Consider the following 22169-nt stretch of genomic DNA (forward strand, 5'->3'; position numbering starts at 1 on the left):
ATTAGTCGGTGGGGCGTGTCGGCTTTCGGCGGCTGTAGAGTAACCTCTCGGCGGTTTCCATCATGTCGGCCGCCTGCGTGAAGTAGTCCTTTGCCTCGCCTTTGTTTGCGAATTTGAACCATTGCCCGATGATCGAGGCAATGAAGAAACTGCGCAGGGTTGACTGGACGCTTGCGGTCAGCACCTTGTCAAACGACTTGCTGACCTCTATGACGGCTTCGTAACCGGTCCTGCCTAATGTTACCGGGGGGAGAACTGGGGGTAAAGCATTTGCGTTTTCAGACTGCGTTGATATGACCGGTGGTGTGGGTGTCGGGTCAATTATAGCAATGGTGCTGATGAGTTTTGTCCTACCCGACACCAGCATTTCCTTTAGGTTCTCGTTGGTGGCGGACACAGACTCTTCCCAAAACCTGCTCAATTCCGCGAGGTCATCATCGGCCGCAAGGATGCGGTCGCGTGCGCCCTCGTCGCCGTCTATCAGTTTAGACCCTGTGTAGTCGGTCGCCTTGGCCACCTCTTCGTATACATCGTCTTGAAATATCTGTATGGTGATTGTTTCCATTATAAATCAATGATTGAATAGGTCAGACTGATTCCGATGAACGGCTCAAAGCCGTGTGGCGTATAGCCGAAGCCGACTGTCGGCCCTATGTGCCACCGCTTGGGAGGCTTCTTTATAGTCACTATCTCGCGCCGGGGATATACGAACAGGCTGTCAAGGCTCGGATAAACACCGCTGACGTATGCCTTGTAGTCCTCTCCCTCATAGACGTTCTGCGTGATTGGCAGCTGTAATGTCAGGCTGTCGGGTGTTGTCACTTCAACGTCTGCGCTTGTCAGTTCGGCGGTGTCCGCTCTGATGTCGGGCAGGTTCTCAATCCCTCGGTCAATGTATGACGTGGGGATTGTAACCTTTTTAGAGCCTACCTGCTGTGAGTGGACAGGCGCAGGCTCGATGTAGGGAATGGTGTCATATATCGTGATGGTGTCGGTTTCGATTGCCTCTCGGCCTGGGATGTTGTCGCCGGGCGGTGACTGGCACTTGTGGAGATACGCGCCTGCCGCCATGCAAGCGACAATTACAAGCACTATGGCAAGGATGTCCTTGACCTTGCGAATTATTTTGCGTGGTGTGTCGCTTCTCATTTCTTGTGGTTTTTGATGTAGTTGATGATTCCGTTGGCATGGAGTTCCACGATTGCCTTTGTCCCCTCTTCCGAGAGCAGGAAGTCGCAGTCTGCCTTGTTGTCTTGGAAGAGCGATTCGGTCAGCACAGCCGGGCATTTGGTGTGGACGAGGATGTAGAACCGCGCCTCATAGTCTGGGTCACCGTCACTCCAGTCTGCCCTCATGGGCTTCTGTCTGCTGTCGTATGCGCCCTGCGCCTGCAAGAATGGGAAACGCTCTTTGTAGTCTTTCAGCCCCTCGTCAGCGGCTTTCCAAATCTCGGTGGCGAGGTCGTCAGCCTTAGTCCTGCCCGGCGAGGTATAGACACACCAACCGCCTGCGCTCTTCCACTTGCCGTCCGCGCCTGCGGCGTTGCAGTGGATGGAAACGAGCAGAACATTCTCCTTGCCGTATTTGTCGCAGTAGGCATTGGCTCTGCGGCACCTTTCGGGCAGGCTTATGTCTTTATCCTCCTCAACGAGCAGATGCGCCTCTATCGGTGTTTTGGCATTGACCATGCGGCTGTTCAATGTCTTTACCAATCGGCGTGCTATCTCGCGGCTCTTGAGATACTCTTTGAGTTTTCTGTCGGGGCTACACTTGCCGGGGGTGTCGCTCCCGTGTCCATTGTCAATAAGAACTATCATATCTAATTAGTGATGAGGTGATACTTCGCTTTTGGTAGAGATTACACCGATAATCTTTTCTGCATCTTTTTTTGATGTTGCTGCGATGATGCCATCTATAATTTCGGGCAAATCAATAAGATGGCTTTTCCTGCGTTTGGCGTGTTCAAACATACTGATTATCTCTACGACAATCAGGCCCATGCCGAAAAGCAATGCCATGAACGGCAGGAAATAAAAACTGAACAGGAAGCCGAGGCAGTCTGCCAAAAAGCCTATCAGCAAAAATCGCCAGTACTCGCTTACTTTGGCGATGGTTACTCGCAACTTATGGGAGTGAACCCGTTGCCCAGTTCGTTTCGCTGTGTATACTCCGTCCCATAGGTCAAGCATTATGGCCATGATTACCAAGAGCGACACGGCGAAAAACACCCCGATGAAGAAGTATCCTTTCTCTAATGATAAGATTGATTCCATGATGATTTATCGTTTTGGTTCGGCGCAAAGTTACCCATATACTATCCCTGCCACGCTTTAACTTTTGTGACGCGACACAAGGACGGCGCAAGATTGCTCCTGCGCCGTGTCTGCTTTTAACGATATGAGAGTATCAGAATCAGTGATGCGTATAGGTTGTATAGTAGTCCGGCTTCAAGCCAAAAGACAAAGTGCCTGCGGTCTGTTGCCAGGCCGATGAGCGTTGCCGTGAGTGCTATGTATGGCACTCCGCTTGTCAGTATGAGCCATGCCAGTGCTGACAGCCCCAGTATTATGGCGGCTCCGCTGTGGACGTGGTTCGTCAGTTCCTCGCGGAAAGCAGGAGCAGCCGCCACAAATAAGATAGAGGCGACTATGAAGAATGCCACGAACTGATAATTGTCGGGCGTGACATTGAGCAGAGGCACAAGGGCGAGTGTTCCGGCGGTCGCCGTGCAGGTCGGGAAGAGCCACTTTTTCTGCGTCTTGTAGTAGGTTTCGCTGATAGATGTCGGCACTCCTACGTTCAGAAGGTACGCTATGAGATACAGCGTCATGATGGTGCATGACATCGTCACGCATATAAGTTCCGCTATCATCATAGTGCGTTCTCGAATTTAGTCCAGTCAATAGCGGCTTTCTCCTGCCACGATTTATTGTAGCACTCCTGCGAGAACATCATGAGAGCGTCCGTGAAACTCTCAAATTCCTCGGCATCGGCGAAATAATGGAAAGCAGGAGAGCCGTCAGGGTAATCTCCCAGTTTGAATTTGAGGGGGAACATGGCGGCTCCCAGTCGCGGTATCTTGACCGACAGCCCGGTTATGTTGCGCTCTGCTTCCTCATCGTAGCGGACAGGCACGCCTTCCCACTGGAAGCCGTTGCGCTTACGCTCGTCAGCGTCTGCCGAGAGTTGCGCGTTGATGACTGCCTTTATCTCGTCAAGGGTCGGTCGGCGGTTGAATGTATGGCGATACTCGTATGTGCTTCCCTCTGCCGTTGTATAAAGACCGAAGAAAAGCACCCATGTGTTGCGCCCTGTTCGTTGCAGGCTGTCCTGCCTTACGGTTGTGCCAAATATCTTTTCCATATCGTTATATGATTTTTGGCACAAAGATAAGGACCTGCGCTTTGCAGACCCTTTTAAGTTTAGTGACGTGTCACGCTTTGGGGTGTGATGGTATTAGGTGAACGAGAATTTCTGCTTGTTGCCGTCAAAGATTTCGCTCACGATGGTTGTTTCAAACGGGAACCCATCCTCAATGTCCGAGATTTGGTCAAGGATGTTCTTCATCTCTTCGCTTGCGGTGAAGAATTTGCCCCACTCGCCGGTCGCCTTGACCTTGAACGATACGAGATAGCGGCTGTTGCCGTATGAGGTGTCCATCTCTACCTCATAATCGTGTATCTCTAACTCTTTGTTTTGGATTACGGCATGACTTTGCCGGGAAAGCGGTTCTTCCCATCGGCAGGAGTGTATGTCACTCCCATTTCTGAAAACTTTTTCATACGTTTACCAGTGATTAAGTGAAATATATACTTACAGTCGGCATGGCACGCCATACCCTTGAATGAGCCTATGATTTCCTGTCTGCGTTTCCGCGATTTCACCTTTGCCAGTTTACGGGCCGCGTTCTGCTTCGTGCGCCTGCGTATCCGGGCATAGTCGCCGAAATTCACATAACCAAGTGCGTCCATCCCTGCTGTTATGGGCGCAATCCTTTCGCTCGGCTTTATTGTCAGTCCGAGTTTTGAACTCTCTTCATGTAAGCACTCCCTTAATCTCCATAACTCTCTTTTACTTTCTGCCAGTATAAACGTATCGTCACAAAATCTGAAATAGTAAGTCGCTCCGTGTTTCTCGATCATGGCGTGGTCGAGGTCGTTCAGATAGAGATTGCCGAAAAACTGCGATGAACGTAAGCCCTTGCTGATACCTATGTCCCCATCGGGGTGCAGGGCTTTTACGAAATTCCGCAACATCGGTAATAGTATCGGGTCGGATATGTATCGCTCTATAATAGCAATCATATCGTCATGAACTATGTGGTCGTAATATCCTTTGTAGTCCGACTGGTAATAATACTTCAGATTCGGGTTAGCCTCTATCGCGGCTTGTATCTCATGGAACAATCCGTGTGGGCCTCGTCCCTTTATGGAAGCGGCCGTGCTTTCAATCAGTACTGGAGCAAGCCGGGTTTCTATGACTTCCATAATGCTGTTGCTCCCCATGCGCTCTACGACAATGGGTGCTTGTACTGTCCTTATCTTCGGGCCGTCCTGCGTATCAAAGGATGTCAGTTTGGTTATACGGAATTCTCCACTGCTTATAGAGTGTTTAAGCTGCTCTATAATCTCTTTCTTCTTACGCACATATCGCGCCTGCCTCTTGGTGTATTCTTTGCCGTCAATGACAACGGTATCCTTTTTCTCGCTGTCCGATGCCGACTGGCGCAGGTTGCTTATTACGCGATTGAACGATGATATTAGATTGGCTTCCGTGATTATCTCCGGGATAAGATTGCATAAAGGATAGTTGACCGAGGGGCAATCCTCGGTCAACTCCATGAATGTTGCTATGTCTGTGACCGCCTTCCGGTCCTGTGGAGAGAGGCATTGCCCCTCTCCACTGTTGGTTATAATGTTCTTCCGGCTTTCCATATTCTTATGCTGTTGCCGAGGCGCAAACCCCTCGGAGAGTGCTGTGCCTGTCGCGCAGGCGTGCAGGGTCATCCGATTGTGTTTAACCATTCAGAATTTGAGCCGACCACCGTAGTTCGTGTTCGAGTTCGAAGAAGCGTTGTTCGCGTTCGCATAAGCGAGGCCGCCATTCGCATTCGAGTTGTTGCCCGACCGCAAAACCACACGGCGCGCGGGGTTATCTGCCTTTCAAGGTGCAAAGTTACAAAATTTTCGCCTAACTCGACTCGCTTACGCGAGAAAAGGAGAGGGAGCAACCTCCCGTTGGTCGGTTCTCCCTCTGCGCTTTTTTCGTGGGGACGAGTTCCGCTATCCGACAATGACGAATTTTCCGCGGAAGGCGAGCCGACCACCGCAGCTCGCGACCGAGCTCGAAGAAGCGTAGCTCGCGCTCGCATAAGCGAGGCCGCCACTCGCACTCGAGTTGTTGCCCGACCGCAAAACCACACGGCCACGGAAGCCGGGCAACCAGTGTCCTGCCGCATAGTGGGTAGTGTATCGGCTTGTGTCGGTCTGATGCACCTTACTTGCAAGAATGTCACACTTTGCGCCGTGGACTACACGCACCACGCAGTTACCGTTGCCGGTTACTGTCTGCACAACACGTTCCGTCTTGGTGATTGGGTCATAGATATGAGCCTTGTAATCAATCGGGTCATCGTTGTTGTTATCAAGACAGCGGTTTTTATAGAATTCGGCATAACTCTTAACGTTGCAGGCGATATAGTCCATCCACTCCGAGTCACAGCCGACATAGTGCTTGAGTCCCAGTATTGAGTTCATGGCATTGCCGACATATTCCGTGTCAGCCATACCGATGGAGTCACGGCTGTTCAGCGTTGCGTCATGCGCTCCGTTGCCGACAACAGCCTGCTCGTTGGTCGTTCCGCTCAATGCCCACCATAGGTTGCTGATTTCCTTGTGCTGTTCGTAGTCTTGCAACTGATAGCCTGCTCCGCGCCTGCGAGTGCTGTTTTGGAAATCCTTATCCGTGTAGTGGATTGTGCCGACTGGGGTTTCGGTCGGGTTGCCGTCTGAATCATGCGCCCACTCGGACGAGGTGGTTGAATTGCCGTCACCTTTTTTGGAACGGATAGCACCCGAAAGACTGCGAGGCATTTTCAGTCCGTCAATAGTAATCGGGTATGTTCCGATGAGGCTGTCGTTCTCGCCGACCGTGTGTTCAGTCCATTCGGGTTCGATCGCCTCAATGTGTGAACTGTCAACGGCAAGACACATGATGTCGCCGATGTCGCGGTATGAGGTGAAGTACATCCACTTTGCACCGCTCGGCACATCGCAGAAGACGTAGTTGCCGATTGAGAAATCAAAGTAGGTGTGGCTTACCTGCATGATGAACGAGCCGACAATCTTGCCGTCAGCGTCAGTAAAGACTGCGCCGAGGCGTGCGTGGTTCAGTCCGGGCCAGCGTGCCTGCTTCATGCCCTCTACGTCCATGCGATAGGCGTTAATGTTGGAGGCTGTGGCGATGACAGTATCATCAATGGTTTCTCCAACCTGCGCTTCGTCTGCATAGACCCCGGTGTTTTCAGCATAGAGCAGTTCCGAAAGCATAGCCTTAACGCTCTTGTTGACGGTCGATAGAGGTTCATTCTCCGTGGTAGAATACAAGATATATTTCTTCTGATTCTTGTAATCGTTCACCCCCTTGTACCAGTGGTGCGGCAGGTGATGGAAGATGTCGAAACCCTCTCCGGCTTGGTCGGAGTTGTCAAAACTTTCGCCCGAATTGAGGTAGCCGAAATCGGTGTCGCTCAACTGCACTCCCTCCATTTGATTGAGTTTGGAGTTGAACGTACACTTGTAGGCGTGAATACCCTGCTTGATTTTGAGGGTGTGACCGCTCGGCGCGAATGCCTTGTTGTAGTCTGCGCCAGTCTGATTTTCGGGGTTACTGTACCTCTCGCAGAAATCTCCGCCGATGATGTCATCAATCTTCAGCAACGAGAACTGGGAGTTGATGAGGTCGAGTTCGGGGAAATAGTTGCTCAGCGTTGTCATGCCTGCGTTGCCGTCCGTGTCAGTGTCCTCAATGAGTTCCGACAATATCCAACGGCCCGTGATGCCCGAACACTGTCCGCTCTCTTCGTAGGCTTTGCCAGTCGCGTCAAGTCCGATGGCGCCGGTCTTGCGCAGCTGACGGAGTACCGACACACTGGCGGTCATGTTGATGTTCGGAATGCGAACCTCGCGGATTGCTCCTGCCTCTGCGATTGTCATCACAAGGCTCTCCACGTCCACGAAGTCGCAACCCTCTACCCACAGACGGTTGATGCCGTTGACGCTTGCCAGTGTCAGACCGCCGGGATATGTGAGCCTCGGCAGGTTCACAAGTTCCAGTTTGGTTACTGACGCAGGCAGTTTCAGCGTTTCGATAGGCGATGTCTGCGCAAGGTCGCAGTTGGTAAGCAGTGTGTTGCTTGCGTTGATTGATTCAATGCGCGGACAGCCCTTTGCATCAATGCCAGTAGCAGTGGTGTTGCTCACGTCAAAGATGCGCAGGAACGGCATATCTCCCAACGTCAGGTTGCCGAGAGGATTGAAGCCGTTGAGCGCGGTGTTCTCGGTGTGCTTGTCACCGCCCAGTATGATTTCTTCGGCAAGCTGCAACTTGCTCAAATCGTCAAAGTGGAACGCGAGGGACATTTCCGAAAGGTCAATCTTGCTCATGCGCCCAGTCTGATAGATGTAGAGCAGTGCGCCTGAGTCATGGGCGAAAAGCGTGAACGCGTGGGTCTGTCCTGCTTCCAAAAAGACGGATTCCGACAACTGACCGCTTGCGTCATTACCGATTCCGAAATATCCCGGAGCTGCTGCGGTGATGTAGATTTTAGAATCGGCTTTGATGGCAGACACACGTCCGCTCAATGGATTGGTAAAGAAGTCGCCTGTCTGATAATAGCCGTCACGGATTGCCCAACGCTGTTCGATGAATCGGGGCAGTGTTGTCAGTCCCAGGCCGTGAAGCGCGTAGAAGTACGGCAGGTTGGCTATGCCAGTGTGGTCAATGTACTTGCGCTCTCCGTCATACGATGATACGACTTTGGGCCAGAATTTCAGACGCTTCTCCACAAAGAAGTATAACGCTCCATCGGGCGAGAACGGAACGAGGGTCTTGCCGTCTATCTGCGCTGTCTGATTACGCATTCGGTTCACAACACTCTTCAGTGATATGGTGGTCGTGCCGAGGTCGTTGCTGTTCCAGCACTCCTGCTGACGGTCCATGTTGTTGAAGAGTACCGAGCCGTAACCCATGTAGGGATTGGTATAACCGGTAGCTTCATCAGTCATCTTGTTGGGGTCTACCTCCGCGTCTATGTCTCGGCCGCCGTCATTGTCTGCGCCGTTGCAGGTGTCACAGTCATATACCTTGTTAAGATACATTCGGGTTGGCTCCATATTTCGGTAGCCGGAGTAAACGCCGTTCTCTACCGAACAGCCGTCCTCCAAGAAGAACATAGGCTGCATATTCTTGGCTCGTTGGTCAACAGCCGCGAGATAGTCAGTAAAGGCGGTGTATGCCATTGCGCTCTCAAGCGACATATAGCGGTAGGCGTTCTCTCTCCATATCTTCTCCCACCCGTTGACTTTGGAGTAGTCGCAGGAGTTGAAGAAACGAAGCATATTGAAGAGGTCGTAGGGTACTTTCTTGCCGAGTGCCAAATCCTCTTGGAGTTGGTCATCGTCAATCATGCACTCAAAGTAGTACGTCCATGCAGGATATTCCGTAGCCGCAAGTCCGAGTTTGCGAACCCATGATGAAATCTGTGTTGACGGCTTCATCATGTCTTCAATAGTCGCTACACCCTGCCACCAGTCCATACCTGCATATTGCAGTAGTTCGTAACCACTCACCGGGTTAAGCACATCGCCGGTCACAACCCACATGCCGTCAACCTGCTTCATTGAGCCAGTCGAACGTGTCCATGCGCCGTTCTTGTAGCGGTAGATAGCATAGTCGCGTCCGCAATACTGTGATATGAGATACACATTCTTTTGGGCGGCCTCTGTATTTGTTTCGGGGTCTGCCTTGAAACGAGCCTCGGTTTGCGCGAGGGTTTCATCGGGTGTGCCGAAGTATTCCACAAAGTCTCCGTAGTTGAGACAGCCTTTGTTATAGCCGGGTGTATCCTTGAAGCCGAGGGCGGTCTGCTCTCCCTTGTCCTCTTTCCAGTTGCCCTTGGCATGAAACCATGCGTCCTGCAAGGTGTCGGTCGTGGCGCGGAAGCAGGCTATCGGGTGGTTCTTTGTGGAATGGTCCATCTGACGACCCGTGATAACGTCTCCGTTGGAAAGAATCTGACGCCCGTCAAAGGCTCTTTGCGCCGGGGTCATGTATGACGAGCCGAGAGAGCGGAATGTGGCGTTCATCATATCGCACACGCCGCAGTCGTTGGCATTGGAACTGTCGGAATAATCGACTTTGACAGTAACCACGTCAATAAAGTTACCAGTCTCAGCGCAAAACACCTTTCGGTCAGCAGCAGCCTTGATTGCGTTGCGTCCAAGTTCGGTGCTGTCATCGGGATTGAGCAGGGTGACGGTCGCTTTAAGTCCTGTGGTCTTGTTCTTCTTGTTGAAGTTGAAGCGGTCGTTCTTAATGGGTCGCTGTGCCGAAGTCGTTCCCTGCCTGCGCCAAAGCACATTCACAGCCTTGAAGTTTACTTCCGGATGCTGTGGGTTGAAGTAGTACAGCGTGCAGGCAAACTGGTCGCTTGTTGATGTACCGCCGTTCAGAGCATAGTCGAAATTATTGAATGTGGTCTGGTCGGCGACAATCACATAGTAAGGTATACCTTTGGCCGCCATAAGGCTCATGGACGGCTTGCCTGTCGTATCCAGTACATTCTCTTTGTCATACTCCGCTATCATGGCGCGGACATCGCTCAACTTGCAAAGGTAGTTGCGGAATGCCTGCAACCATTCCATATAGGAGTTGTAGGCCATGATGTAGTTGAGGTTGAAATCGCCGTTCTCGGAGTTGAACGTGATTGTCCTGTTCTGACGCAGTGCGCTCGTTCCCGGCTGATAGCCTATGGCGGCGCACTCCTCGCCGTTGACGTAGAGTTTGACAAAGGAGTAGTTCGTTCCGCTGGATGCGTCTGAGGCTTTGTATGTGACATACTTGCTCCCCGGCTCAACGACAACGGCGACTGTCACTTTCTCTCCGCATTTGAAGCCTACGCGCTGTCGCCTCGGCGTGCCGTTAAGCACTGTCAGCACAATCTCATTGCCACGTATATAGAAGCCGACACCTGCCGCAGGGTCGTAGCACTCGCAGAGCATAGCGTTTCTATCCTTGATACTCTTGGTGGAGAATGCCAACTGGATGGCGGCTCCGCTCGTTTCAAGGGCAGAGGGCGAGAACGGCGCATAGGGTATCTCCGCTTTGACATTTTCGGCGATGCGCAGGACATTCTCACCGAGGACGGACACAAAGCCGTTGGAGCTCCAGTTACTGCCGATGACCTGCATCGTGTAGCCGTTGTCCTTGATGGTGTGGTCGCTCTCGCTGTTGTTGCGTGTGGAGAAATCGTAGGCGAAGAGTGCGCCCTCTTTGATCTCAGCGTCAATGGCCGAACCCTCGACCGTGAGTGTGATTGTATAGGACTTGGATGTTCCGCTCTGTGCGTACACGTCAAAACTCTTGCTTCCGTCCGAGGCATAACCTTGAATCTGCTTCGTTACATTGAGCGTCTGACTGGTTTCGCAGTTGGCGGTAGTGGCTATATGTCCGTCAATCATTACCTCAATGGCTGTGCGTGTTTTGCCCGGAGTGTAAGCTGCGACATCAAGCGCGATGGAATCATACAAGCGCACTTTACCCTCGTTGCGGTCATCGTATCGCATGACTACAATCGGCGTGCTGTTGTTTGCGTCAACGCACATCACGGCTGTGTAGATTGTATTGCCTGTCACACCCGAAGCAATGTCTTTGCCTTGAATGCGCAGGGGGTATGCGCCGTGCGTCAGTTGTTCGGAATTGCCGAACACGTTGTTCGGGTCAATGCTGATGTTGTGGCTGTACTGGTCTGTGACCGTAGCCGTGCCGAGGGTGTGCCATGCGCCGTTGTAGAACATCTCGGTTGTCACCAGTATGCCCTGTTTGGTGCTGACGTTGTTTTCAAACTTATACATCGGCAGGCTCTTCTCGCGTCCTCCTGCTTCAAGAGCGGTGGCGGCTGAGTAGTTAAGTGCCTGCACACAGGTACACGTCACGTCAACGGCGGTAACGCTGATTACACGAGTGCGCTCGTTGCCGTCCGCGTCAGTGGCTTTGATTTTGTAGTCCTTGCTCGATGCCCCGGTTATGAACTCGGTAAAGTCAAATTCAAATTTGAGGTCATTGGCTGATGTTGAGGACGGCTGATTGACAACCTCACTCCACAACTCTATATTGGTGGTCGGGTCGATGATACTCAGTGAGCGGATTGTTCCCAGTACCTCATCTTCGCCGTCATAACTTACGCTCTTGATGGCGGCCGACAAAACGATTTTACCACCATACGCGCCCCATACGGCAGAGTCGCAGTAGATGGTGAGTGTGCTTCCGCTCTGACCGCCACCGCCGTTGCTCTTGGGTATCTTCACGGAATCGCCGAGAGGTTCGCCTGCTTTAGTTACGGCTTGTATGATATAATCCGATGGGGCGGGTTCTATCTGCAAGCCTCCGAATGAGCGTTGTTCCATATCGTACGCGCCGCCGGTTGACAATGCTTTAGTGCCGTTTACCTCTGGCTCGTTGCCGAGTTCAAAAGTAGAGCCACCGCCACCGCCGAAGTCTGGCCATAGGTCATCGCCGTTTGTCGCGGATATATCCTGCACCTGCCCACGGAACTGCTTTGTCTCCCATGCATGGGGCGTTTTGGAAGAATCCCTGCGGTAGGTTATGACAAGTCCGGATTTGAGATAGTTTACCCCGGTGGTGTCGCGCAGGTCAATGAGTGCCTGTATGGCAAGCGACATGGTGTAGTCTTTATCTTCGCACACCTCATTGACATTCACGATGGCTTCTGCGCCTGCGCTCATGCCTGCGAGATCGAGCCAGTTTTCACTGCTCAAAACATCTTCCTTTTCAAGTGTCGCGCCGACATACTGGTATATCTTCCACGCACCGTGAGCAACGGCAAAGGTAATCTGCAAGCCGAAACCTGCCTTTCCCTGCTCATAGACTATCGCTGGAGCATAATACTTGGTGTCGGTCGGGTCGTTCAATTGATAGAACAACTTGTCGGGGTCGCTTGTGGGTATTTCCGATGTGAGGTTGAACGTATTGCCGACTGAAGCCCCTCCGACCATTGTCAGTTTATCGTTGATAATGCGGTATAGTCCGTCTGCCATACGATATAGACAGCCGGAATTATACGTCATGTCAGAGTTATATTCTTCTTCAGGGAGGTCATAAAAATTGGTGTTGCCAAAACTGCGGAAATACCAACCGCCCTCTTCATTCGGACAAAGCCATACACCACTTTTAGGTGTAGTGCCGGTTCCATCCCATTGACCGTCACAAAGCAGAATCCCTAAGTTGCGCAATCGGTTGGCTGTGTTTTTTAGATTTTTCTGCAACTGCGCTCCTTCATCGCCGGGGAACGCCGTGTTTGCTGTACGACCCAGTGCAAGGTCATTACCAATGATGACAAGTTGTGTGCCACTCCAACGATAGGTTTTATTATCTGAGGTAGAAATATACACCTTGCCACCTTCGGGGATTCTACCTTTTGCGTCACCTTCACCAAAGGAGCCACCGTCAAGCCAGTTGTTGTAGTAGGTGAATTTTGATGTGATGAGTGAGGCTGTTCCGTCCGTAAGTTCCCAGTAATCCACAACGTTCAATAGAGGCAACGCCTCAACGCTCTCTGCGGTGGCGGTGGCAGGAGTGTTGAGTGTCTTTATCGGGCGCAATATCTGCTCTCTCCATTGTGTACGCTGTTCATCGGGTATGGCCAAATGCGACACTGCAAGAATAAATCGGTTGCGGTCGCTGTCATAAACCACCATACAACCGGCATCAGTTGATTTTTTGTTCGCTGATTGTGCAAGCGGTGTTATGTCGGAGACTATGGCATTGAACTCTACGACATCATCAACGAAGCCGGGAAGCTGCGCTGACGGAACTTTGCCGTTTGCGTCAAGAGAGGCCAGGCCGTTAGCCTTGCCCTTGCTGTTGTTGATGCTCTGAATGCTTGTCTCAGCATTGGTCACGCGAGTTTTCAGGCCGGACACATCGGTCGTGAGCGTATTGACCGAACTGCCGATAGTGTTTATCTGCGTGCGTATCTGCTCAATGCTCTGTGCGTTTGCCGATACATCTTTCGCCAGTTCTTTCAAATCAGCGTCAAGGGCCGCAACGGCATCGTTGTACTGTTGGCTGTCAATGGTCGGGTTGCCTGCCGATTCGCCGGTCGCTACCCATGCACCGCCGTCTGCGATGTATAGGGGCGCAGGCAGGGTGTTGCCGACTAATGCCCACCAACCGTCATGCGGTAACGGATATGCCTCACGGAGTTTAGTCACGTCAAGGAAGATACCTTTGTTGGGGCCTTTGATGTTTCGGGCATCAAGCCATCCCTCAACTTTCAGATTCTTCTTGACAGTCGTATTCCCCTGTATGGTCGCGTTACCGCCTGCGGTGACGTGTCTGCCGATAGCCACATCACCCTCAATTTCGGTTGTCTTTATCTGACTCATACTAAAAGTTGTTTGCTAAGTTCTGACATTACTGAGGATAGTTCGCTCTGACCGATTGTGGCAAGTACAAGCGAGGCGGCTTGATAGACCACCGACATATAGCACCGCTCCGGGATTTCGATACCGCCGTCACAATCCACTTTCGGTAGAGGGATATAGACGGCCTGCTCAACGGTCGCGGTCTTGTCCTTGCAGGAGAATAATTCCAGCGCACGGCCCTCGGCTCGGCTGACAATAGCCACAACTGGTTTCTGCGGATTTCCTCGCAGTCCCTTGTAGCGTGAGAATTGCAGCTGATACTGAGGGTCGGCGGCTGTGATTGGTTCATACACTGGTCGCTCCCAATCACTCATTTTGAAGATTAATAGGCGCATGAAATCTTCGGGCAGGAGTGTCCAGCCCGAACCTTTGCTTCGCCAAAAGACGGCATCGCCGAATGGCAGACCGCCGTCAAGCAGGTGCGTGGGTGCTTCGGTCACAACCCTGCGCACAGCCTCGACAATCTTGGAGCGCACAATATCGTTCAGCGACAGGGTGTCAATATCCTCATCGGCTACCAGTTGTTCGCTCGTCTTGTTTTCGTCTATGGCGATACGCACGTCACGCGCGATTTGCAGGATTTTATACACCATATCGCCGGACGTTTACACGAAGATTATTTCTACGTTGTGGACCTTGCCTGCGTTGATGATGTCCTCGCGGTTGCGCAGCTTGCTACGGACGTAGCCGAAAGTCTGCTCAAGGTAGTCCTTTGCATCATCGTTGCAGGAAAACTCCACCTGCGTGAGCGGTGCGGTCGGCGCGGATTCTTCGGGCTGTTCCTCGGATGTCGCGCCGTCCTCGGCGTTGACCTCGGCGGCCTCTGCTTCCTCGGTAGGTTCGGGGACTTTCTCGGCTTCTGCCGTGGGCGTGGGCGCAGGATTGCGCCGCTCTGCGATTGCAGTAGCAGGCTTGGGTCGCTCGATGTGGATTTCTTCATCCAGTTCTATGGTTCGGACAATGCGGATGCGTCCGCGCTTGAACTCGTTGCTGTTCTCTATTGCCTGCTGAATGAGGAAACTACTTGTGGTATATGTGGCAGGTGTCACGCCGATGGCATTCATACTGCCTCCAGTAAATGTAACCTTGAGGGTATTCTTACCGAAGCGGATGATGCTCTGATATTCCATCATGCCCGACACGCCGTAGGTTATTCTCTTTTTTTTCATTGTTGTGGCATTTATTAAAAGAGGCGGACGGCATTTCTACCAGTCCGCCTCTCTGTTGTTTACTTAGTCTTGATGGGCCTTAGACGCTGATTACATCGCCAACCTCATACTCGCTCCACGTTGTTGTGGTCTTGGTGGTCGCGGAAGCACCCTCACCTGTGGTAGTGGTGGTGTTCTTGGCACGCCAAAGCGTACCCTTGACAGCGGTGGCTGCGATACCGGGGCAGTCGCTCAGCAGGTAGTAGATACCGCCGTCAACCGGGGATTCGGGGGCAGTAGAGCCTTCGTAGAACAGATAGTGGGCTGCGTCCTCGTTGACGTTGTCGTTGGCGGTGGTGTCCTCGCCGTTGATCCATAAGTGGCAAGAACCTTTGAGGGCGATTGCATCCCATGTGAGAATGCTCTCGCGTGTTGCCTCTTCGCCCTCCACGCGGTCAGACGATGAGTGTTCCGCGGCGAGAACGTAACGCACAAGGCGGTCGGGCGAAAGCAAGAATGCCGAATTGCTCCAGCCGAGGCGGTCAAAGGTCGGCTCACGCTTGAACTCGATGTCGCCGAACACGGTGTGAATGGCGGTGACGGTCCATCCGAACTTGTTGGTCTTGACGTCAATCTTGACCTCCGGGTGCTTCGAGAAGTCGATGCACTGGATGTTCTCAAGGAAGTTCTTGCCGCAGAGGGCCAGGCCACTGCTCGGAACATCCTCGCCGGTGAAGAACATCTTGGCAAGGGCGATGAACTCTTCGTAAGTCCACTTGCCGATGTGCTGAATCTCTTTCTTCACCTGATAGCGCACGCCCTCGGAGAAGTAGATGTCCTGCACGCCGACTTCGGGTGTGTTCACCTTAATCTTGCCCTTACGTCCGGCAAGCAGGGAGCGGTTGGTGTCGCACTTGAACTTGGTAAGTGCGGCCTCGGCGATGATTGCCTTGGTGAACGGGATGCGTTTCTTGACGGCATCGAAGTAGTCCGACACGATGCGGTTCATGCCACGCTTCTGCAAGAACACGCGAGTGGGCTGCGGAACAAAGAGGTCGGGGTCAACTTTCTTCTGCGTTTCATAGAGCGCGTTGCCGAGCAGAATGAGTTTCGTTCCGGCAGGAATTGCAGGCGTAGTGCAATACTCAGCATCAGTGGTTGACTTGGGACCGTTCACGGCGCGACAGATGGGATTGCCTGTTGTGGGGTCGTGACCGACAACAAACAGCATGAGGTCTTTGCCGGGCGTTGCCTTGCTTCCGTCCTCGGTATAGCCGTCAACGCCAACGGCAAGCAACGTGCCGTAGGGGCGCGGAATCTGCTGGTCGTCGCCGTCAAGGGAAACTACGAACTGATTGCTTGTGCCTTTGGCAACGGCGGCGGTTGTGGTCACGCAGGTGCGAGGCTCGTCAATCATGTAGTGGTCAACTTCGGGCGATGTTACCTTGACACGCTTTGCTTTCAGCGCAATCTGCATGAGGGGTGTGTCATCGCCCTTAAACTTGTAGAGTTCTTCGTCAAGGTCGGGCTGCACGAGGTTTCCACCGTCAATGCCGCCAGTTGCCCCTGCGAGATTGCTCACAGTAGCGGCTGCTCCGCTTACCTGCGAACTGACTCCGGCTGAGCCGGGGGTCGGGGTGGGATTTGTACCACCAACAATTACTGTTTCTCCGTCCATGGTTGGAAAAATTTTGTGATTAAAGATTTATTTATTGTCGTTTTCAATGAAATTGCCTTTGCCTATTCCACCAGTCGCGGATGCAAGATTGCTGACTGACGCGGTCGCGCCTGCAACATGACTGCGGATTCCTGCCGACCCTTTTGTCGGTGTGACCTTATAGCCCTCATCGGGGCAGTGTACCACAACGCCGTCCATGACTACATGGCTTCGCTGGCGAGGTCAAACATAGACTGCTCTTTGCGTGTCGGAGCTGCGCCCTGTCCGTTCTTGCCGCCGATTGGGGCTGTGCCGTCACCTTTCTTGCTCTTGCGCAGTTTCTCCACAACTTTTGCGTTGCGTCCTGCTATCTCGCCCTCTTCACCTGCGGCCGCTACATCGGCATCGTAGTTGAGGGCCTTGCTGGCCATGTCAAGAGTTTCGGTGCTGAACTTGCCCATAACGCCGTCACGGACTATGCCGAGGAGGAGTTCAACGAGTTTGTCAATCTGCTCATCGCTCATGCCGCGCTCGGCCTGGAACTGACGGAGAGTTTCAAGAGTGGTGTCCATGTTCTTCTCATACTCTTCGTCCAGTTTCTTGGAGTTGGCTACGCGCTCGACATAATCCTTATTGGCTTCGGCAATCTTGTCCTGCATTTCGGGGTCGTCAAGCACGTCCTTGATTTCCACGCCGAAGTTGCGCACAAGACCGAGAACCGGGTCAGTGCCGTTATGCATATCGGTGAGGAACTGCGCACTGCGAGGGTCGGCCGCGAACATATCCGACAGAGATTTCTCCCTGCCGCGATACCCCTCCAACTCTGCCTCGTAATTGTCGTAATCATCGGAAATCTGTCCGTAGATTTCCTCATCGTCCTCGAATTTCTTTTCGGGGTATTTCTTGCGCAGCCGTTCAAGGTGTTGGTCGCGCCTGCTCTTAACTTCGTTAGTATCAGCCATTATTTTGAAAATCTTATGGTTGGGTCATTATCTATGCGCAAAAATAAGTCTATAAATTCGGGCGCGACTTTTAAGTTTTGTGACGTGAATTGGTTAACTTTGCATAGGAACTACCAATCAACATCGCAATGGAATAGATGGCTAAACATTTCGGCTCTATAATGGATTTCACGAGCCAACGCAATGATGACCTCATGCGTGCATATCGTGAACAACTCGCCTTGGCGAATTACATTATTATGCCCGAAATTTTTGAGAAGGTGGCTGAATCACCTGCAAGACGCTTCTGGGTTTCCGAAGAGCGGGCCACCGTGGAGGTGGCGCGTATGTTGGTTGGAAAGCCGTTTTCGCGTATGCGTCAGAACAAACGCGAGATGTTTGAAGAGATATTTCGCAGGTACTTGGCTCTCCGCGATTTGCACCCCGACAAATCACTCTTTGAACTGGTGTCAAGGGTTGTCCATCAGCCTGCTCCGAAATTCTATCTTACACCTCGCACAGTAGGAGAATTCATATACCGCATTAAGAATGGTTGGTATGACAAGCAGTTTGACCGATATAGACAAGATATTGACGGAGAATGACCGCCGTAATGAGGTGATGTATGCTTCGTTCAACCCGATTACTGGAGAGGGTTCTATTGGGGAAAGGGTCAAGGTGTCTATCTCCGACTTCGTCATGCCGGTCCAGTGGTTGCCTGATGAAATGATGTCTATCCCTTTTGTCAGCAAACTGGTTAAGGCAGGCTCTATTGACAGATTCCTTTCGGATGTCCTGCACGTTGAGCCGAACGATACAGACCATGACAAGGTTTCCGAGAAGTTCATACGCCTGCGCTATCGGCACGATTTCGCTTTTTGGGCCGCAACCCTTGTGTGGATTCACAACAAGGATGCAGGCTCTGACGTGCTGTTCCGGCTACGCTATCCGCAACGCATACTGGTGTCGCGCTTTGAAGAGAAGCGAAAGGCAGGCTTGCCTATACGTCTTATCCTGCTGAAAGCACGTCAGTGGGGCGGCTCCACTACGACCCAGTTGTATATGGCATGGTTGCAGTTCTTTCACAAGCGAGGGCTGAACTCCCTTATCATCGCACATCAAGGCACGGCATCCGATGAAATCAAGGATATGTTCGACACGATGATAAAGGAATACCCGATTGAATTGCTCTACGACATGGGCGCGTCATACGACCGCAATGCCCCAAAGATGGTAGGTGTCGGTAAGTCCGGGTCAACATCGCGCGTACCACAGCGCAACTGCAAGATTAAGATTGGTACTGCCGAACGTCCTGACGGTTGCCGTGGCGGTGCTTATTCGCTCGTCCATCTCTCCGAGGTCGGGATATGGAAAAAGACTGACGGCAAATCTCCCGAAGATATTGTGCGCTCTGCCTGTTCGGGTATTCTCCTGCGTCCGCTCACAATGATTGTGATGGAATCAACTGCAAATGGTACTGGCAATTTCTTCCACACCGAATATTCTGCGGCCGTTGACCCTAATACTCCATCCCAGTTTGAGGCGTTGTTTATAGCATGGTTTCAGATCGAGCAATACTCTCTGCCGTTTGAGAGTGGCGAGGAGTTGCGAGATTTCGCAAAGTGGCTCTATGATAACCGGGAAAATGACAATGTGCTGTCATCGCGTGAAGAGTGCGGAAAGTATCTTTGGTGGCTGTGGGAAAAGGGTGCGTCACTGGAAGCAATCAACTGGTACATCAAGGAGCGTAGCGGTAAGAACGACCACGGCATCATGGCTTCCGAGTTCCCCTCGGATGATGTTGAGGCTTTCGTTCATTCCGGAACAATGGTGTTCGACAAATATCAAGTCGAAGAATTTGAGAACGCCTGCCGTCCTCCGCGCTACATCGGCGATGTATATGCGGATAGTGATGAGGGCGAAAAGGCTCTTGAGAACCTGCGCTTCCATGAGGACAGGCAGGGGCAGTTCTGCATTTGGGTAAAGCCCGAAGATGATGACGAGGTGGAAATAACCGACCGATACCTCACTGTCGTTGACGTGGGCGGTCGCTCGGCAAAAGCCGACTGGTCTGTGATTCTTGTTATCGACCGTCTGAATATGATAGAGGGCGGTCGCCCGGCTGTTGTAGCCCAGTGGTACGGACATTGCGATATTGACCGCCTCGCGTGGAAAGCTGCGCAGGTGGCGGCTTACTACAATGAATCGCTCCTTGTCATAGAGAGCAACACACTGGAAACACATGACCGAGAAAGGCAGGTTGAGGGTGGCGACCAGTCGCAATATATCCTCAATCAGATTTCAACCATCTATCCCAACCTCTATGCACGCCGTCAGTCCGAGGACGAGATTAGGCAGGGCGTTCCGCGCAAATATGGCTTCCACACCAACATTGCCACAAAGCCGATGATTATCTCAACGCTCGTCAAAGTCATACGCGAACACCTCTACACGGAACGCGACAAGCGGTGTCTTGATGAATATCTGACCTATGAGCGTAAGCAGAACGGCGCGTATGGGGCTATCATCGGCAAACATGATGACTTGCTCATGACACGCGCCATCGGTATGCACATCTGCTTCTATGAAATGGATATGCCTCGGATTATTCCCAAACAGCATGGCCCGGCGAAAAAAAGAAAAGGCCCCGTTTCCGAGGCCGTTTTCTGATTGGTGTACTGGGGTTGTTATGCTGCAAGCATACGCTGTGCCTGCTGTGCGGCTTGCATATTCGCGCCCTGCTGTGCCTGCTGTGCCAGTTCGGGCGAAATCCCTTCGGGCATCTGACCCTGCTCCAGTTGTTCGCGTTGGCTCTTGATGCTCTGCAAAAGTCCGTCCGCAAATGGGAAGTCACCGTGTTCAAGCAACTGCTCTATGGAGATTGCCTGCGCTTTCCACAACTCCATCAGCATATCGTTCACAATTGCGCGGTATGCAGGCGTTGACGTGCTTTCTACAATAGACAGGTCAAACTCAACGTCACGGATTTTCCGTGGGTCATACTCAACGATAGCCGAGTTCTTGCCTGCGATGTTGAACACTCTCGGAGTTTCGTAGTATTGCTGAATGTTCTTGACATCCTTTGTCGCGCCATCTCTGATGAACGAAGAGAACGTATCGAGCAGGTCAAGCAACGAGGTTGTTGCGTTCTGCGCCTGCTGATTGTAGAGGCTTGCTGACATTCCCGAATAGCCAGGCTTGCCCTGCAATGCGCCGTTCACGCCCGATATGTCCTCAAAGAATTTCAGCTGCATATTCAGCAACTCGGTTATGCCTATCTGCGTGCAGTTGTTGGCAACCTGCTGTGGCAGGGCCGTGCCTGCCTTTGGCTGTCTTATCATTATCACGCCGTTGAACCGCGCCCACTCGTCTGCAATATCTTCTATTGTCATTCCTTTTGGCAGGCAGTCCTCCGGGAAGAGAAGCACACCCTTTGCACTCGCACGCATAATCCAGTCGTACATCGTGATGAGGCGGTTGGTGTATCGCTGTTGGTCGATCACGTTGCTGACTAAAGAATGAATTTCTCCGTCAATGAACGGATACGCCTTGAAAACGTATGGGTGGCTCTTGTGTTCGTAGGGCGTTTCTCCCTCTTCCAGTATGTCGCCGAAAGGAGAGAGCAGATAATAATACCAGTAGGAGTCCATGAACCATTCGCACTGAATCAGAGGAACGTCACTCTCGTCCATGCCCAATTCCTGCGCCTCGCGCTTTCGCTCTCGGTTCACACTGCCGACAAATTCCTCATAGTCCTCCAGTTCGATTTTGAACACATCGCCGTTGTTTATATCGTGACAGCGGTAGCGAGGCTTGCTCTCCTTGCGCCACACCTCAATCACACGGCATCGGGTAATGTCGCGTGGAACGAGGAAATCATAGTATCCCTGCAACGGATGACCGAAAGATTCAAATGCCGCGCCCAATGCATTCTTGTCACGGGCATCTTTGTATATGTCCGCAAGACGTTTGTAGTCTGCCGGATTATGCGCGAACCGCTCACACAATTCTTCAAACGATACGTCATGCACCTCTCCGAGGCAGGACACGTCCCATCCTCGGAAGTCGCGCATATTGTTATCTATAAAGAAATTGTTAGGCTGAACATAGTCCGTCCAACAATCCAGTTTATCATTGCGCCAGCCATACCACTTGCGCTGTACGACAAAGCCGGAGATTAAGAACTCTTCCATGCATCGGGCGTTAATCTCGGTCATGCGGTTGAGCTGCATATTGCATTGCAGGACGGTTGACATGGTTTCGCCGTATTTCTGCTCGTCGCGGTCACGCGCCGTGCAGGTCGGCTCTTTGGCCTGACTGCGGTACACGCCCAGTACAGCCTGCACCATTCGGCGGATAAGGTTGTTCTTCAGTGCGACATTGCCCTGCGACTTGATGTAGTCCTCTTCCCTCATCATCTTGCCGTCAACGCATATCAAGTCATCCCACTGCCTGCCGTAGGTATAGTTCTTGTTGCGCTCTCGGTCTTGACGGAATGTCTCCATTGCCTGCCAATATTGTTGCGCTTCCCATAGAACATCAAAGGCTCGGTTGCGCCCCGTACTCTTGGCGCGTGCCACGCTGTCCAGTTCACTCTTGGGCATTACGCGGCTTGCTTTATGTAATTTCTTCTTTGCCATTGTAATTGGTATATTATGGACGGTGCAAAGATAACACTCTGCATCGTCCACAATCATTT

17 protein-coding genes are annotated in these 22169 nt (G+C 52.1%); 2 read left to right on the top strand and 15 right to left on the bottom strand.

The window, feature by feature from the left end; genetic code table 11:
- Position 1: 1 nt before the first annotated feature.
- The 14 genes from C5S62_RS12395 to C5S62_RS12450 form a co-directional block, all read right to left on the bottom strand.
- Entirely contained in the window at positions 2 to 565 is a 564-nt protein-coding gene (locus C5S62_RS12395) for a hypothetical protein (protein WP_104405691.1), read from the bottom strand.
- Positions 565 to 1149, bottom strand: coding sequence for a DUF6808 domain-containing protein (locus C5S62_RS12400; RefSeq protein WP_104405692.1), 585 nt, complete (start codon positions 1147 to 1149; stop codon positions 565 to 567). The genes C5S62_RS12395 and C5S62_RS12400 overlap by 1 nt, the downstream gene beginning before the upstream one ends.
- On the bottom strand, positions 1146 to 1817 hold the full coding sequence (locus C5S62_RS12405) for an N-acetylmuramoyl-L-alanine amidase (protein ID WP_104405693.1): 672 nt from the start codon (positions 1815 to 1817) through the stop codon (positions 1146 to 1148). The genes C5S62_RS12400 and C5S62_RS12405 overlap by 4 nt, the downstream gene beginning before the upstream one ends.
- A 6-nt stretch (positions 1818 to 1823) precedes the next feature.
- Positions 1824 to 2273, bottom strand: a complete 450-nt coding sequence (locus tag C5S62_RS12410) for a phage holin family protein (RefSeq protein WP_104405694.1) — start codon at positions 2271 to 2273, stop codon at positions 1824 to 1826.
- Positions 2274 to 2389: 116 nt separating this feature from the next.
- Positions 2390 to 2875 (bottom strand): hypothetical protein, encoded by a 486-nt coding sequence (locus C5S62_RS12415; protein ID WP_104405695.1) that lies wholly within the window; start codon positions 2873 to 2875, stop codon positions 2390 to 2392.
- The gene (locus C5S62_RS12420; RefSeq protein WP_104405696.1) at positions 2872 to 3363 is read right to left on the bottom strand and encodes a hypothetical protein; all 492 of its coding nucleotides are present in this window, start codon (positions 3361 to 3363) and stop codon (positions 2872 to 2874) included. The genes C5S62_RS12415 and C5S62_RS12420 overlap by 4 nt, the downstream gene beginning before the upstream one ends.
- Before the next feature lie 93 nt (positions 3364 to 3456).
- A complete protein-coding gene (locus C5S62_RS13990; protein WP_223301239.1) occupies positions 3457 to 3660 on the bottom strand; it encodes a hypothetical protein in 204 nt (67 codons plus the stop codon).
- Positions 3661 to 3701: 41 nt separating this feature from the next.
- Positions 3702 to 5024 (bottom strand): RNA-directed DNA polymerase, encoded by a 1323-nt coding sequence (locus C5S62_RS12425; RefSeq protein ID WP_223301240.1) that lies wholly within the window; start codon positions 5022 to 5024, stop codon positions 3702 to 3704.
- A 258-nt stretch (positions 5025 to 5282) separates the two neighbouring features.
- Positions 5283 to 13685 carry a hypothetical protein gene (locus tag C5S62_RS12430; protein ID WP_104405697.1) on the bottom strand — a complete coding sequence of 2801 codons (8403 nt, stop codon included), beginning with the start codon at positions 13683 to 13685 and terminating at the stop codon, positions 5283 to 5285.
- Positions 13682 to 14317, bottom strand: a complete 636-nt coding sequence (locus C5S62_RS12435; protein ID WP_104405698.1) for a hypothetical protein — start codon at positions 14315 to 14317, stop codon at positions 13682 to 13684. Before C5S62_RS12435 ends, C5S62_RS12430 begins: the two co-directional genes overlap by 4 nt.
- Before the next feature lie 12 nt (positions 14318 to 14329).
- Entirely contained in the window at positions 14330 to 14893 is a 564-nt protein-coding gene (locus C5S62_RS12440; RefSeq protein WP_104405699.1) for a hypothetical protein, read from the bottom strand.
- A gap of 79 nt (positions 14894 to 14972) precedes the next feature.
- On the bottom strand, positions 14973 to 16550 hold the full coding sequence (locus C5S62_RS12445; RefSeq protein WP_104405700.1) for a hypothetical protein: 1578 nt from the start codon (positions 16548 to 16550) through the stop codon (positions 14973 to 14975).
- 27 nt (positions 16551 to 16577) lie between these two features.
- Positions 16578 to 16748 (bottom strand): hypothetical protein, encoded by a 171-nt coding sequence (locus C5S62_RS13680; protein WP_190311592.1) that lies wholly within the window; start codon positions 16746 to 16748, stop codon positions 16578 to 16580.
- A gap of 2 nt (positions 16749 to 16750) precedes the next feature.
- A complete protein-coding gene (locus C5S62_RS12450) occupies positions 16751 to 17491 on the bottom strand; it encodes a hypothetical protein (RefSeq protein ID WP_104405701.1) in 741 nt (246 codons plus the stop codon).
- A gap of 137 nt (positions 17492 to 17628) precedes the next feature.
- On the opposite strand from C5S62_RS12450, the gene C5S62_RS12455 reads away from it, so the two are divergent.
- The gene (locus C5S62_RS12455) at positions 17629 to 18075 is read left to right on the top strand and encodes a hypothetical protein (RefSeq protein WP_104405702.1); all 447 of its coding nucleotides are present in this window, start codon (positions 17629 to 17631) and stop codon (positions 18073 to 18075) included.
- Positions 18029 to 20140 carry a terminase gene (locus C5S62_RS12460; protein ID WP_190311593.1) on the top strand — a complete coding sequence of 704 codons (2112 nt, stop codon included), beginning with the start codon at positions 18029 to 18031 and terminating at the stop codon, positions 20138 to 20140. The genes C5S62_RS12455 and C5S62_RS12460 overlap by 47 nt, the downstream gene beginning before the upstream one ends.
- Positions 20141 to 20157: 17 nt before the next feature.
- On the opposite strand, the gene C5S62_RS12465 is transcribed toward C5S62_RS12460, so the two are convergent.
- Positions 20158 to 22110: a hypothetical protein gene (locus tag C5S62_RS12465; RefSeq protein WP_104405721.1), complete on the bottom strand. Its 1953-nt coding sequence runs from the start codon at positions 22108 to 22110 to the stop codon at positions 20158 to 20160.
- Between the last annotated feature and the right edge of the window lie 59 nt (positions 22111 to 22169).

It is taken from the genome of Prevotella sp. MGM2 (assembly GCF_002933955.1).
In the GTDB taxonomy this organism is placed as follows: domain Bacteria; phylum Bacteroidota; class Bacteroidia; order Bacteroidales; family Bacteroidaceae; genus Alloprevotella.

Bases quoted from the DNA above. Each gene is read 5' to 3' on its own strand.
- C5S62_RS12395 (WP_104405691.1), bottom strand. From the start codon at position 565: ATGGAAACAATCACCATACAGATATTTCAAGACGATGTATACGAAGAG.
- C5S62_RS12400 (WP_104405692.1), bottom strand. From the start codon at position 1,149: ATGAGAAGCGACACACCACGCAAAATAATTCGCAAGGTCAAGGACATC.
- C5S62_RS12405 (WP_104405693.1), bottom strand. From the start codon at position 1,817: ATGATAGTTCTTATTGACAATGGACACGGGAGCGACACCCCCGGCAAG.
- C5S62_RS12410 (WP_104405694.1), bottom strand. From the start codon at position 2,273: ATGGAATCAATCTTATCATTAGAGAAAGGATACTTCTTCATCGGGGTG.
- C5S62_RS12415 (WP_104405695.1), bottom strand. From the start codon at position 2,875: ATGATGATAGCGGAACTTATATGCGTGACGATGTCATGCACCATCATG.
- C5S62_RS12420 (WP_104405696.1), bottom strand. From the start codon at position 3,363: ATGGAAAAGATATTTGGCACAACCGTAAGGCAGGACAGCCTGCAACGA.
- C5S62_RS13990 (WP_223301239.1), bottom strand. From the start codon at position 3,660: ATGGACACCTCATACGGCAACAGCCGCTATCTCGTATCGTTCAAGGTC.
- C5S62_RS12425 (WP_223301240.1), bottom strand. From the start codon at position 5,024: ATGGTTAAACACAATCGGATGACCCTGCACGCCTGCGCGACAGGCACA.
- C5S62_RS12430 (WP_104405697.1), bottom strand. From the start codon at position 13,685: ATGAGTCAGATAAAGACAACCGAAATTGAGGGTGATGTGGCTATCGGC.
- C5S62_RS12435 (WP_104405698.1), bottom strand. From the start codon at position 14,317: ATGGTGTATAAAATCCTGCAAATCGCGCGTGACGTGCGTATCGCCATA.
- C5S62_RS12440 (WP_104405699.1), bottom strand. From the start codon at position 14,893: ATGAAAAAAAAGAGAATAACCTACGGCGTGTCGGGCATGATGGAATAT.
- C5S62_RS12445 (WP_104405700.1), bottom strand. From the start codon at position 16,550: ATGGACGGAGAAACAGTAATTGTTGGTGGTACAAATCCCACCCCGACC.
- C5S62_RS13680 (WP_190311592.1), bottom strand. From the start codon at position 16,748: ATGGACGGCGTTGTGGTACACTGCCCCGATGAGGGCTATAAGGTCACA.
- C5S62_RS12450 (WP_104405701.1), bottom strand. From the start codon at position 17,491: ATGGCTGATACTAACGAAGTTAAGAGCAGGCGCGACCAACACCTTGAA.
- C5S62_RS12455 (WP_104405702.1), top strand. From the start codon at position 17,629: ATGGCTAAACATTTCGGCTCTATAATGGATTTCACGAGCCAACGCAAT.
- C5S62_RS12460 (WP_190311593.1), top strand. From the start codon at position 18,029: ATGACAAGCAGTTTGACCGATATAGACAAGATATTGACGGAGAATGAC.
- C5S62_RS12465 (WP_104405721.1), bottom strand. From the start codon at position 22,110: ATGGCAAAGAAGAAATTACATAAAGCAAGCCGCGTAATGCCCAAGAGT.